The sequence below is a fragment of the Sorangium sp. So ce381 genome (assembly GCF_051473845.1).
Classification (GTDB): domain Bacteria; phylum Myxococcota_A; class Polyangia; order Polyangiales; family Polyangiaceae; genus Sorangium; species Sorangium atrum.
In genome coordinates this window covers 3,276,369-3,289,356 of record NZ_CP150336.1, presented here as the reverse complement: position 1 = coordinate 3,289,356, position 12,988 = coordinate 3,276,369, and the positions used below count along the sequence as shown (strand labels likewise).

Sequence of the window (12,988 nt, the reverse complement as noted above, 5' to 3'; positions counted from 1 at the left end):
GCTGGGGCGCGAGGCCTTCACCTCGGATCGACGCGGAACACCTCGCCGGTCAGCATGACGACATAGAGCTCGCCGGCGGCGTCCTCGCCGAACGAGGCCGCAGGCAGGCGCGACTCGAGGTCCGCCGTGATCTCGACGTGATCCCGCACCCGCGAGCCGTCCCACCGCAGCGTCCAGAAGCGGTGCGTCCCGTAGTCGCCGTAAACGTACCTTCCCCGGAGGCACGGGATCGCCGAGCCGCGGTAGACGTAGCCGCCCGTGATCGAGCCGCCCTCCCCGCTCGAGTGGCTGTGCTCCACGGCGGGCGCGACGCCGACGCGGGAGCACCCGGCGGCGACGCAGTGGTCGCCCTCCATCGCCGGCCACCCGTAATTGCGCCGCCCGGTGCGCGCGGGCTCGATGTCGAGCTCTTCCCAGGCGTTCTGTCCCACGTCGGCGATGTAGAGATCCCCGGTGCTCCGGTCGAAGCTGATGCGCCATGGATTGCGCAGGCCGTAGTCCCAGACGAGCGGGTTCACGCCTGCGCCGGAGAGGTTGCCTGACGGGCCGAGCCCGCTATCCACGTCGATCCGCAGGATCTTGCCGAGCGGAGACGAGAGATCCTTGGCCGGAGAGGCCGAATACGGCGTGACAGCCGAGTCGCCCACGGACGCGTAGAGGTAGCCGTCGGGGCCGAACGCGAGCGTGCCGCCCGCGTGGTTCCAGCCGCCGTGATTCGCGTCAAGGAGCTTCCGGACAGGCACGCTCCCCGCCGACGTGTCCGCGACATCGGGGTTCGAGGCCGAGCGGCGGAACTCGGCGATCGTGACGTTGCCCCTCGGCGCGGCGGTGTAGAAGAGCCAGAACCTGCCGTTGCTCGCGTAGCCCGGGTGAAACGCCATCCCGAGCAGCCCGCCTTCCGCGGTCGGGCTGGGCGTGCACACGAGCGGGTTCGCGCTCGCCGGCCGCGCCGGCGGGCACGAGGCGCCGCCCCGGATGTCGAGGAACGGGGTGGACCGGAGGACACCGTCCTTGATCAGGCGGACGATGCCGTCCTTTTCGAGGACGAACATCCTCGATCGGTCGCCCGGCGGGCTGGCGAGGAAGACGGGTGTCGCCAGGCCGGCCGCGACCTGCGTGAGCTTCAGGCGCGGCACCCCGGCGCACGCGGCGCCGGAGCCGCCGCTGCTGGCGCCGGAGCCGCTGCTGCTGGCACCGGAGCCGCCGCTGCTGGCACCGGAGCCGCCGCTGCTGGCACCGGAGCCCGCGCTCGTGCTGCTGACGCCAGCGCTCGCGCCGCCTGCGCCGCTGCCGCCGCTCCCTGCCTCGGGCGGCGGCCCGAGGCCCTCGATCCAGGAGCGGACAGCGGCGAGGCCCGCCGCGTCGGCGGTGTCCGACGCGATCGGGGGCATCTGGGCCCTGGAGCCGCGGTTCTCCATCCGGCGCACGACGGCGCTCGACTCGGGATCTCCCGGCGTGATCCGGTAGAGCGCGCCGGGCTCCCAGAAGCTGGGCGTCACGCGCACGCCGGTCGTGTACGTATCGGTGCTCTCCACCGTGGTGTTCGCCGCGAGGAGGCGCGTCCGCAGGGTCGCGACGCCTGTGCTGTTGTGGCAATTGCCGCAGTTCGCATGGAGATAGCCGAGCGCGGCGGCGGCCCGGGCGTCGCCCGGCGGGCGCACCCCTCCCCGCATCGGGACGGTGAGCCACCCGGCGTCGCTCAGGGACGCGATCGTCTCGCCCGGTCCATCGTGGCTCAGCTGCAGCGCGCTGAAGCCGAGGACGCGCTCCGGGAGCTTGCCGTGGCACTCCCAGCAGTCCGCGGTCCGGGGGATGTCGTGCGCGGTCCCGCGCGCGTCCTCGACGCCCTCCTCGACGAGGAACGCGTCATTCCTCGCAGGATCCCACGCGTACGCGGCGAACAGCCAGTCATCGATGCCCGGCCCGAACCGGTGGATGAACCGCGTCTCCACGGCCACGCCCTCCGCGCGGAACTCCTTCCAGAAGCGCGCGCCGACCGGCAGCGACCAGTGATCCATGTCGCTCGTGTCGACGGTGGAGCAGGGCGGCAGGTACACGAAGCGCCGCTTCGCCGCCCCGTCCGACCAGAGCTCGTAAGCAGGACGAAACTCGCGCGTGCCCGCCGCCCGCGATCGCGTCGTGATGTCGGCGTAGAGCCCGGTCTCGGAGAGCCGCGCGGGCGGCAGCGGATCGGGCGGCAGCGCGGCCGCGCCAGCGCACGGATCATCGGCCGCCGCGCTCGACGCGCCGGTCGAGCTCGACACGGCGGCGCTCGACGCTGCGGCGCTCGACACAGCGGCGCTCGACACAGCGGCGCTCGACGTGCCGACCGTCGCGCCCGTGCAGGGAGCGCAGTGCGGCCCTCCGCAGTCGAGGCCCACCTCGAGGCCGTTCATCACCCCGTCCGAGCAGGTCACGTAACAGACGTCGAGCCTGGGGCGCTCCTGCGTGCTGCCGATCTCGCTGCTCCTCAGGTAGGTCGTGTGGGCGCGCTCCTCGTCGCCCTCGGCGAGCAGCACGCCGTCGTTCCGCGCCGTCCCGAGCGCCCACGACTGCACGAGCGCCGACACGTCCGCCGCCCGAGCGCCGACGCCCGCCTCGGCCGCGATGGTCGCCGCGCTCTCGCCTTCAAAGCCGCTGTCCCGGATGCTCGACCACGTGACGGTGCGCTCGTCCCACGGGATCGTGACGCGGTGTACGCTCACAGCGCTGCTCTCCACCGCGTACGTCTGATGGAAGGCCAGCGAGGCAGAGAGGACCGTCGCGCCGACCGGCACGGGAGAGAGCCCGAAGTACACGACAGACCGGCGGCGGCCGGCGCCCGCGGCCCACCCCGTCGAGAGGTTCGGAGATGCGGAGTCGTTCCACCCCGGAGCGTTTTGCCACAGTGTCGCATCTCTCACCGTGCCGAGAGCTCCACGCTGGATGGTGACGCACACGGCACCATCGCTCGATAGCGCTGCTGGGGCCGCTCCGAGCGCCATCGAATCGCCCTCTCCGACACCGTGGCTCGCGCCGGCGGGGCGCCCGGGCTCGCCCGCCGTCCCGGGCGCGGTGCTGCAGCCGATCGCCGCCGCCGCCGCGGCGCCGGCCAGGACGCCGCGCATCACGAGAAAAGGGAGGCCCGTCATCGCCGCCAAGCGATGCGGGCGGCGGCGCGACAGCCCGAGTGGCCAGGGCGGCCCGAGCGAGAAGCGTCGTTGTTTCATTCAGCAATACCCTCCTTGCAGGGTCGCCCGGCAGGATCTTTCCCTCAGGTGAAGGCGTATGTGCGCGAGGCGCGCGGTGGCCGCACCGGATCCATGGACACACCTGGGCGCCGATGGACGCCATGTTCGTCATCGACGAGCAGGATCAACGAGCATGCCACTCCGCCGCGGACAACGCGTCGCGTTATGCCCTGGCGCGAAGTGCGCCGACGCGCGAACTGCGAAGCGCATCACATTCCGAGGTGAGAACCGCATCACATCGGAAGCTCAATGGCGGAGGCGGAGGCGGAGCTCGCTCCGGGCGCCCTCTCTGTTCCGCGATCGCCCTCACGCTCTCACGGGAATCACGAGAGCCACGAGAGCCACGAGAGCCACGAGAGCCACGAGAGCCACGGGAAGAAGCCGCGCCGCCCGCGGAACTAGTGGTTGGATCCTGCGCCAGGGCGGCGTAACATAACAGATTGTGTCATCCCCCGAACCGACGCAGAGCGCCTCGCTATTCCTCTGCATCACCTTCTTTCCGAGCGAGCGCCTGGCGACGGCGGTGCTGCGGCTGGTGTCCAGCTTCTGCGGCGCCGTGCTGGACGACGCGAATGTGAGCTCGCGGTTCTACATGGCCGCGCACGAGCTCGCCGAGAACATCACGAAATACTCCACCGGCCCTCGCGTCAGCCTCGAGCTCGCGCTGGAGGAGGACGAGAGGTCGCACATCATGAAGATCCGCGCGCGCAACGAGGCGTCGCCGGAGCGGCTGCGAGAGGTCGAGAAGCGGCTGCTCGACCTGAAGACGGCGAGCGACCCGCTGAAGCACTACGACGACCTCATCACGGAGACAGCGATGGTCGAGGGCGTCTCCGGCCTGGGCCTCGCGCGCGTCCGCGCCGAGGGAGGGCTCGACGTCGACTACAAGATCGAGGGCAACGAGCTCACGATCATCGCGCACGCGCCGCTCGAGCGGTGGAGGATGAATGGACAGCCTAAGGGTTGATCGCGTCACCACGGACAGCTTCGGCATCGAGCCGGCGCTGCTCGGCGATCGCCTGAGTATCAAGCTCACCGGGACGGGCGACATGGCGGCGGCCGCGCCGCTCGGCGCCTATTGCAAGGAGGTCCAGCACGAGGTGCGGCGCCTCTCGCTCGCAGCCGTGGAGTTCGACATACGCGCGCTGTACTTCCTGAACTCGAGCTGCCTGAAGGCGTTCATCGCCTTCATCGCCGGCGTCACCGGCGAGGGCCCCAGGTGCAAGGTTCGGTTCGTCACGGACGCGAGGCTCGGGTGGCAGCGGCGGAGCCTGGCGGCCCTGGAGCGCATGTCCCCGGGCCTCGTCTCCATCCACGACAAGTGAACGGGGAGCGATAGATCATGGCGGCGAAGCGCCACACGATCGCCCTCCTGACCGACTATCTTTGCGGCGAGTACCAGTCCGAGGCGCGCTTCGGGGTCGAGCGCGCGGCCGAGGCGCACGGCGTCAACCTCATCGTGGCCTTCGGCGAGACGCGCGCCCGCCAGGGCTACACGCTGGACGCCCGGGGCGGGATCTATGCGCTCATCGGCGCGACGACGGTCGATGGGGCGGTGATCATGTCGTCGGCGCTCACCAACTACGTCGGCTCCGAGGGAGCGCACGAGTTCTGCCGAGCGTTCGCGCCCTTGCCCGTGTGCAGCGTGGGGCTCGCGCTGGACGGCATCCCGAGCGTCATCGTCGACAACGCGGTCGGGGGGGAGGCGGCGGTCGCGCACGTGCTCGACGATCACGCGTGCAAGCGCGTCGCCTACATCAGCGGGCCGGCCAACAACGAGGAGGCGAAGCTGCGCGCCGGGGCGTACCGGAGGGCCCTCGAGGCGCGCGCGCTCCCCTATGACGAGCGCCTCTTCGTGCACGGCGATTTTCTGATCGACGGCGGCCGCCGCGCGATGCGCGAGCTCCTCGGGCGCAGGGTCGAGTTCGATGCCGTCGTCGCCGGCAACGACAACATGGCCCTCGGCGCGATGGACACGCTGAAGGCGCACGGCGTCGACATCCCTGGCGACGTCCTCGTGTGCGGGTTCGACGACGTCGCCGTCTCGCGCGTCACCAGGCCGTCGTTGACGACCGTCCGCCATCCGATCAAGGAGCTCGGGGCGCTCGCCGTCGAGACGGTCGTGCGCCAGCTCCGCGGCGAGCGTGTGCCGGAGTGCAGCCTCCTTCCCGTCGAGCTCACGCGGCGCGAGTCGTGCGGCTGCGGCTACTATTCTGCCCTCCCGCGCCCGACCGGGGCGCCTCCGCGCCGCGAGCCGCCCTCCGTCGCCGCGCAGCAGGAGCCCCTGGAGCGCGCGCTCGCGCGGTGCGTGACCGTCCCGGCGGCGTCGCTTCAGGCCTGGCCCCGAGAGCTGCTGTCGGCGCTCGAGGAGGAGCTGACGGGGCGGGAGGACCGCTTCCTGACGGCGCTCCAGGACGTCCTCGACGCGGCGGCGCGCGAGGGCGTCGCCCTCGACCAGTTCCAGGGCGCGATCACGCTGCTCCGCGCGAAGATCGGCCGGGCGCCCGGCCGCGCCTCCGACGACCGCCTCGAGCGGCTCTGGCACAGGTGCCGCGTCCTGATCAGCAACGCCTCCGTGCGCGCCGAGGGCGAGAAGCGGCTGTACCTGGAGCGCGCGTCGGTCAACCTCAGCTGGACCGGCATGTTCTTCTCGACCTGCCTGGGCATGCCCACCCTCCGGCGCACGCTCGCGGCGGAGCTGCCGAAGCTGGATCTCACGCACGTCGCCATATCGCTCTTCGACGACCCCCAGCGCGCCACCTTGCAGTCGCTCTTTCTGATGGAGAACAGCCGCGAGGTGGAGCCGCCGCCCGGGACCTTCGCGTCCGCGTGCCTCGCGCCGCCCGGATTCCTGAGCTCGTCGGAGCGCTGGAGCGTCGTCGCGATGCCGCTCACGTTCGGGGAGACGGAGCACTACGGCATCGCGCTCGTCAACAGCGGCGCGAACGAGACGGTCTACGACGCCGTGCGCCTCCAGATCGGCTCCGCGATGAAGGCGGTGTCGATGCACCGGGAGATCGTCCGGCACGTGGAGATCCGCGAGCGGCTGGAGCAGGAGAGGGTCGACCAGGAGACCCTCGTCGCGAAGCACATCCAGACCACGCTCGTCCCGGCGCACCTCGTGGTGGACGGGCTCGAGCTCTCCGCGATGATGCGGCCGGCCGCGGAGGTCGGCGGCGACTACTACGACGTGCTCCCGACGCGGGATGGCGGGTGGCTCGGGATCGGCGACGTCGCGGGGCACGGGCTCGTGGCGGGCCTCGTCATGTTGATGATCCAGAGCATGGTCGCGGCCATGACGCGCAGGGATCCGAGCGCCCGCCCGAGCGAGGTCGTCTCGGCGCTCAACCGGGCGATCTACGACAACATCCGCGACCGGCTGAAGCGCGACGAGCACGCTACCCTGCTGCTGCTGCGCTACGAGCGCGGCGGGCGGGTGACGTTCGCGGGCGCGCACGACGACATCATCGTGTGCCGCGCGAGGACGCGGAGGAGCGAGTGCATCCCGAGCTCCGGCGTGTGGGTCGGCGTCCTGCCGTCCATCGACGCGATGACCAGGGACGCCGAGCTCCTCCTCGAGGACGGCGACCTGCTCGTGCTCTACAGCGACGGGGTGACGGAGGCGCGCAACGCGCACCGGGAGCAGTTCGGGCTCTCGCGGCTCTGCTCCACCGTCGAAGCCGCCCAGGACACGCCTGTCGACGACATCCGCGACCGGATCCTGCGGGAGGTCGACGGCTGGTGCCCGAGCCCGGACGACGACATCACGCTCGTCGTGGCCAGGTACCGCGCGCCGCGGTGATGGCGGCTCGCCGGGCTCGTCAGCCCGTGACGCGGCCCTCGATGATCCCGCCGTCCGCGGTGATGGCGACGACCACCTCGCCGTCGACGAACAGCGACACGACCGGGCCGACCCACGCGTCGTTCTCCCAGACGCACTCCCACACCCCCGCCATGGGCGGGATGCCGCCGCGCCGCACCCAGATGCGCCCCGCGCTGCCCGCCCAGGCGCGCCCCTCCGCGTCGATCGTCGCGGCCGACAGGGCGCGCCGCGGCTCGATGTTCTCCGTGAAGACGCTCTGCCCGTACCGCCAGACGACGCTCCCCTCCGCGCCGACGGCGATGCCCACGCCGAGATCGGGCCGCCCGGCGCACGCGACGAACGCCCGCGCGGGCGGCGCCGGGATGCGCTCCAGGTGCCAGTCGAGCGGCGCGTAGAGCGCGACGAGCCCCTCGCCCTTGCTCGACCGGCCGACGACGAGCCACCGCTCGTCCTCGACGCGCGCGACCGCGGCGAGGAGCGCGACGCCGTCGGCCGGCATCGGCCGCAGCCAGCGCTTGGCGATGAACGCGTGGAGGAGCGGCCGCGGATCGTTCGGGGTCGTCGAGACGAGGATGCCCATGTCCTCGAGGTCGCCGCTCAGCGCGACGTGGCTCTGCGGCTCTCCCGGCAGCTGGAAGACGCCCGTCACGCCGCCCGTCGTGTACACAGCGAGCGTCGAGGCGTCGCCGCCGATCAGCCACCGGCCGGGCCCGATCCGGTGCACGAAGCGCACGCCCTGCGGGCTCGGGAGTCCGCCGGACGACGCCTCGCTCCAGCTCGTCCCGTTCCAGAAGAGCAGCCCCCCCGTGGCCGCGGCGAGGCACCGGCCGTAGCCGTCCCAGGCCACGCTCCGGATGACCGAATCGAGGCTCGGGTGGTGGAGCACGCTCCACGTCCAGCGCTCGACGACCGCCGACAGGCGCGGCGCGGGCTCCCGCGAGGCGCGCGGGGGCACAGTGATGATCTCGGCCTCGATCGGGCGGTCCGGGCTCGGGCGCTCGGCGGCCTTGGCGTTTCGCGGCGACAGCAGCGTCTGGCCGAGCTCCCCCTTGAGCACCACCGGCGCCTTCAGGTGCGTGGACGGGACGGTCATCGGACCGACCTCCTCGGCGGCGCGCACGCGCTGCTCGCCGGCGCTCGCCACGATCCGCTGCTCCAGCGCGGAGATCGGCGAGGCGGGGCGGAGGTACGGCGAGAGCATCGCGGCCACGGCCACCGCCTCCTGGAGGCGCTCCTGCGCCTCGCCGGTGGACGCCCAGCGGAGCGCGAAGTCGATCGACTTGCACGCCTGCTCGTTGGCGCGCAGCGCGGGGTGGAGCCACCGCGTCTCGACGATGCTCCGGCGCGTACGCGCCATGGCGGCCATGAGCGCCTGCGCCTGCGACTCCGCGATGATGTACTCCTCGCCCGTGAGCAGGAAGAAGATGACGGACGCGAGGTTGAAGATGTCGGTCCACGGGCCGATCGTGCTCGGATCCGCGGACAGCATCTCCGGCGGCGCGACCCCGGCGTTGCCGACGACGCCGGCCATGATCGTCTCGCGGATGCCGCGCGGCCGCGCCATGCCGAAGTCGCTGATCTTGAACAGCTCGTCGTCGCCGGAGCCGCAGCAGAGGATGCTCTCCGGCGTGAGCTGCCGATGGACGACGCCGACGTCGTGCACCGCCGACAGCCCGCTCGTGATGCACTCGATGGCGCGCGTCGCGCGCGCAGGATCGAACGCGTGGCCCGTGGCCTGGATGGTCCCCTGCACCCGCTGCCGGAGCGTCACGCCCTGCACGCCGCCGTGCACGTACTCGATGGTGATCCAGGGGAGATTGAGCGCCTTCGTGCCGCGGCGGACCTCGAACGTGCCGGTGTCGATGAGCCGGACCACGAAGGGGGTCGGAGGGACCTGCTCGTTGAGGCGGCCGAGGGACACCGCCTCTTTCTTCACGATGACGGCCGCTGACGGACCCATCTGCCTGAAGAGCGACGGCCGGAGGATCTTGACGACCACGGGCGTCTCGCCTTCGGGCGCGGTGCGGACCGCGTAGAACGAGACGAACATCGCCCCGGCCCCGGCGCGCGACACGATGCGGTAGCCGATGCTTGACGAGAGGTCGCTGGCGATCGTGGCACCCTGCAGACCTCCGAGGGCCTCTTCATCGCTGGGTATTGTGAGCACGTGAACGACCATAGCGCACCCGGCGCGGCGTGGAACAACTTGCCGAGGGGGAGCAACGCCCCCGCCTCGGGCATCGCCGGAGCGCCTCGGGGAGCGGCCCGCCGGTCTGCTCGCCGCGTCGAGCGCGCGGGCGCCGAAGCGCGCGCCCCCCTGTAAGCCGCCGTGGGCGGCGCGCGTTGCACGGGCATGAAGAACCAGCGTTCCCTGTCCCGCACGTGCCTCGCCGGGCTCCTGCTCTCGGTCACACCGCTCCTCGCCGCGTGCGCGGCGCAGGCGTCGCCGCCCCTGGCCAACGCTCCGGAGGTCAACACCATCACGGTCGTCGGCCGCGGCGACGTCAGCGCGAGGCCTGACGTCGCCCGGGCCCAGATGGGCATCGAGGTGATGGCGCCGACGGTGCACGAGGCGACGAAGCTGGCCGCGGCGCGCATGACCGAGATCCTCGCCGCGCTCAAGAACGCCGGCCTGGCCGAGAAGGACATCCAGACCAGCAACTACTCCATCCAGCTCGTGCGGCAGTCCGACGTGCCGCCCTGGATGGCCACGGGCTACGCGCCGCCGGCGCCCGTGCCCGCGCCCGCGCAGGCGGCGCCGACCGCGGCGCCCGCGGGGCGCGGACCGAAGCCGACGCCGCCGCCCGCGCCGAAGCCGCCGCCCGCCGACCTGGCGCCGGCAGCGCCGCCTCCGCCGACGCACTTCTATCAGGTGAGCAACACGGTGATGGTCGTGATCCGCAAGCTCGATCAGGTCGGGGCGGTGCTCGACGCGGCCGTGGCCGCCGGCGCGAACAACGTCTGGGGCGTCTCGTTCGGCCTCGACGAGACCGACCCGCTCGAGGCGCGCGCGCGGGAAAAGGCGATCGCGGACGCGCGGGCTCGCGCCGAGGCGCTCGCCAGGCTCCAGGGCGTCTCGCTCGGCCACGTCGTCTCGATCAGCGAGGTCGTCGAGCAGGGCCCGATCTACGCCCCCCGCCCCATGGCCGCCTCCGGCGGGTACTCCGCGGACATCGGCACGCCCGTGTCGTCCGGCGAGGTCCCGTTCGGCACGCAGGTGAAGGTCGTCTACGCGCTGGAGAGCGCGCCGGCGACCCCGCGCAAGTGACCTCGCGGCGCGCGTGGCGGGGCCGCGTGGGCCCCGCCCTGCGCGGCGGCCGCCAGATTCCAGCTAGATCAACCGCACATCGCCCCAGCAGGTAGAGTCCCAGAATCCAGCACGGCCCCAACCCCATCGGTCCCTGCACAGCGCCACCATGATCGCTCCGTCCCGCCCTTTCCTTCGCCGCGCCGCCGTCCTCGCGGCGCGCTCGCGCTGCCACGCCGCGCTCGTTCGCTCGCTCGCGGCGGCAGCGCTCGCCGTCTCGACCACGGGCTGCCTCGTGATCTCGCCGCCGTCGTACGAGCATCCCGAGCAGACCGCGCCCGTGCTCACGGCGGTCTTTCCTCCCCCGCACAGGCCCATCCACATCACTCCGGAGGACAAATTCAACGACAAACCCAAGGAGTTCGTCGCGACGGTGCTGTCCGAGGACAACGGTGATCCCGTGCAGATCGCCCTGTACGTCGACTATGGGAGCCGCACATCGGAAGACTACCCGTACCCGTACCGGAGGTTCGCGGGATCGCCCTCGTTTCCGGCCGGGACCATCGCCGACGGACAGCGCCTCATCACGGCCAAGTTGAACTTCGGCCTCGTGACTCTCCCGAACGACGGAGCGGCGCCGGGGCGCGAGTGTCATACGGTCACCATGGTGGCAACACACGCCTTGAACGCGAACAAGTGCAATTGTCCGGACGACCCCGGCGACATGGGCTCGCTCACCTGGCAGATCATCGACTGCGACCCGAGCGAGCCGACATGCCCCACGTCGTGCCCTCCGCTGGATTGCGAGACCATCCCGTGCCTCTTCTGCGATGATCCCTCGCTCGAGGATCGCTGCGCGAACCTCTGACGCCGCGGGGCCGCCGCGCTCCACGCGGGGCCGCGCGCTCGAGGGGGGATGGCGCGCGCCCCTGGCGCCGCAGGGGCGTGGTACATGGGGTCGATGATCGCTCCCCCTGATGTCCAGCCGTCCGTCGCGCCGCGCGGCGGGGTCGTGCGCCCTGCGCGCCGGCCGCCCGGGTGGGTCGCCCCCGGGCCGCAGCCGGCGACGCCGGATCGCCCGGAGGTCTGGCCCGGCCCCGGCGAGGACCTCTGCTATCTGTCCGGCGACTTCCGGATCCTGCAGCGGCTCGACGGGCACCGCTGGTCGGCCGACGACCTCGTGACCGCCTGGTTCGCGGCCGAGCGGGTGGCGCACGCGCCCCCGCGCCGCGCGGTCGACCTGGGCTGCGGCATCGGCACGGTGCTCCTGTTCACCGCGTGGCGCTTCCCGGACGCGCGCTGCGCGGGCGTGGAGGCGCAGGAGGTGAGCGCCTCGATGGCGCGGCGCTCGGTCGCGTGGAACGGCGTCGACGCGCGCGGCGAGGTCCGGTGGGGGGACCTGCGCGATCCGGCGGTGCTCGACGGGCTCGCGCCTGCGGACCTCGTGACGGGGACGCCGCCGTACCTGCCTGTCGGCACCGGCATCGAGTCCGGTCGGGTCCAGTGCGGTCCGTGCCGCTTCGAGCACCGCGGCGGCGTGGAGGACTACTGCCTCGCGGCCGCGCGGCTGCTCGCTCCCGGCGCTCCGTTCGTGGCCTGCGCGGCGGCGCGGCAGCGGCCTCGCGTCGCGGCGGCGGCGGCGGCGGCGGGGCTCGCGCTCGAGGCGTGGCGCGACGTCGTCCCCAAGGAGGGCAAGGCGGCCCTGTTCTCGGTCTATGCCCTGCGCCGCGCCGAGGCCGTGACGTCGTGCCAGGACGAGGCGCCGCTCGTGTTGAGGGGCGGGAACGGGCGCTTCACCGAGGAGTTCGACGCGCTCCGACGGACGATGGGAATGCCGGTGTAGCCCGGGCTCCTGCGCGGGTGTCGCGCCGGGGGCTCACCGCTGTTGGACAGCACTCGTTACCGGCCGATCCGCACCGGCAGATCCGCCTCTTTCGGCGGCGGTCAGCTCGGCTGCGACACGAGCGGAAGGGTCATGGTCTGCGCGCGGAACAACGGCCGTCCGTCGCGCGACGCGGGCGCGTCCTTCGCCTGCTGGCCCTGGGCCGGGCGCGGGCGCGCCGGGCGCGCCGGCTTGTCTCCAGGCTCTGGCGCAGGCGCAGGCCCAGGCGCAGCGGACACGCTCTCGACCGAGGCCTCCCAGGCGTGTCGGGTCCCGCCGGCCTCGTTGGCCTGGAAGAACACGGCGCGGAGCGCCCTCCCCTCGACGTCCGTCTCGACGGCCATCATCCAGAACCACGGGCCATCCGGCTCGGTTTCTTCCCCCATGAACGAGAAGGCCATCTGTCGCGACTCCGCGCGGCGACCGTGCTCGCTGCGCGCGGCCTCGAGGTGCCGCTGCGAGGGTTTGTCGGCCGGACCGCGGTACACGCGCACGGCGACGCCCTCGATGTGCGGCATGAAGTACAGCCCATCTCGATGGACGGACAGCCAGGGGTGTTTTCCGCTCTCTTCCAGCTTGCAGAGGGAATGACCGAACCGCTCGTGCGCCTTGCAGCCGATGCCCCAGCTGGTATCGCCCTCCTCGCGGTTCGCCTCGCTGAACGCCTTGTTGCGGACATCGACCGCCGTCTGCGCCAGAAGGACGAGCCGACTCTGCTGGAGGACGGGGTTCAGCTCCCAGGGCAAGGACGCATCCATCGGGTCTGGCACGGTACGCGTGTTCACTGAAAAGTCAATCGGTACCGG

At 72.2% G+C, this 12,988-nt stretch carries 9 protein-coding genes; 6 read left to right on the top strand and 3 right to left on the bottom strand.

All coding sequences use genetic code 11. From position 1 onward, the window contains the following. Nucleotides 1-17: 17 nt before the first annotated feature. A complete protein-coding gene (locus tag WMF29_RS12555; protein ID WP_437329062.1) occupies nucleotides 18-2,903 on the bottom strand; it encodes a PQQ-dependent sugar dehydrogenase in 2,886 nt (961 codons plus the stop codon). A gap of 769 nt (nucleotides 2,904-3,672) precedes the next feature. Here WMF29_RS12555 and WMF29_RS12550 point away from each other — a divergent pair. From WMF29_RS12550 to WMF29_RS12540, 3 genes are read left to right on the top strand one after another with little or no spacing between them, the layout of a single operon-like run. Then, entirely contained in the window at nucleotides 3,673-4,197 is a 525-nt protein-coding gene (locus WMF29_RS12550) for a hypothetical protein (protein WP_044964684.1), read from the top strand. Further along, nucleotides 4,178-4,555, top strand: a complete 378-nt coding sequence (locus tag WMF29_RS12545) for a hypothetical protein (protein WP_437329061.1) — start codon at nucleotides 4,178-4,180, stop codon at nucleotides 4,553-4,555. The genes WMF29_RS12550 and WMF29_RS12545 overlap by 20 nt, the downstream gene beginning before the upstream one ends. Nucleotides 4,556-4,572: 17 nt before the next feature. After that, the gene (locus WMF29_RS12540) at nucleotides 4,573-7,032 is read left to right on the top strand and encodes a SpoIIE family protein phosphatase (RefSeq protein ID WP_437329060.1); all 2,460 of its coding nucleotides are present in this window, start codon (nucleotides 4,573-4,575) and stop codon (nucleotides 7,030-7,032) included. A gap of 19 nt (nucleotides 7,033-7,051) precedes the next feature. On the opposite strand, the gene WMF29_RS12535 is transcribed toward WMF29_RS12540, so the two are convergent. After that, complete coding sequence (locus tag WMF29_RS12535; protein ID WP_437329059.1) at nucleotides 7,052-9,220, bottom strand: serine/threonine protein kinase; 2,169 nt, start codon at nucleotides 9,218-9,220, stop codon at nucleotides 7,052-7,054. A gap of 186 nt (nucleotides 9,221-9,406) precedes the next feature. Here WMF29_RS12535 and WMF29_RS12530 point away from each other — a divergent pair, with 186 nt between their 5' ends. The 3 genes from WMF29_RS12530 to WMF29_RS12520 all read left to right on the top strand — a co-directional run bounded on the left by WMF29_RS12530 (nucleotide 9,407) and on the right by WMF29_RS12520 (nucleotide 12,143). Further along, complete coding sequence (locus tag WMF29_RS12530; RefSeq protein ID WP_437329058.1) at nucleotides 9,407-10,321, top strand: SIMPL domain-containing protein; 915 nt, start codon at nucleotides 9,407-9,409, stop codon at nucleotides 10,319-10,321. Between the two features lie 148 nt (nucleotides 10,322-10,469). Then, nucleotides 10,470-11,168: a hypothetical protein gene (locus WMF29_RS12525; protein ID WP_437329057.1), complete on the top strand. Its 699-nt coding sequence runs from the start codon at nucleotides 10,470-10,472 to the stop codon at nucleotides 11,166-11,168. Between the two features lie 93 nt (nucleotides 11,169-11,261). Further along, nucleotides 11,262-12,143 carry a tRNA1(Val) (adenine(37)-N6)-methyltransferase gene (locus WMF29_RS12520; RefSeq protein ID WP_437329056.1) on the top strand — a complete coding sequence of 294 codons (882 nt, stop codon included), beginning with the start codon at nucleotides 11,262-11,264 and terminating at the stop codon, nucleotides 12,141-12,143. A gap of 101 nt (nucleotides 12,144-12,244) precedes the next feature. On the opposite strand, the gene WMF29_RS12515 is transcribed toward WMF29_RS12520, so the two are convergent. Next, entirely contained in the window at nucleotides 12,245-12,940 is a 696-nt protein-coding gene (locus WMF29_RS12515) for a hypothetical protein (RefSeq protein ID WP_437329055.1), read from the bottom strand. Nucleotides 12,941-12,988: the final 48 nt, after the last annotated feature.

Bases quoted from the DNA above. Each gene is read 5' to 3' on its own strand.
- WMF29_RS12515 (WP_437329055.1), bottom strand. From the start codon at position 12,940: ATGGATGCGTCCTTGCCCTGGGAGCTGAACCCCGTCCTCCAGCAGAGT.
- WMF29_RS12545 (WP_437329061.1), top strand. From the start codon at position 4,178: ATGGACAGCCTAAGGGTTGATCGCGTCACCACGGACAGCTTCGGCATC.
- WMF29_RS12540 (WP_437329060.1), top strand. From the start codon at position 4,573: ATGGCGGCGAAGCGCCACACGATCGCCCTCCTGACCGACTATCTTTGC.
- WMF29_RS12530 (WP_437329058.1), top strand. From the start codon at position 9,407: ATGAAGAACCAGCGTTCCCTGTCCCGCACGTGCCTCGCCGGGCTCCTG.
- WMF29_RS12520 (WP_437329056.1), top strand. From the start codon at position 11,262: ATGATCGCTCCCCCTGATGTCCAGCCGTCCGTCGCGCCGCGCGGCGGG.
- WMF29_RS12525 (WP_437329057.1), top strand. From the start codon at position 10,470: ATGATCGCTCCGTCCCGCCCTTTCCTTCGCCGCGCCGCCGTCCTCGCG.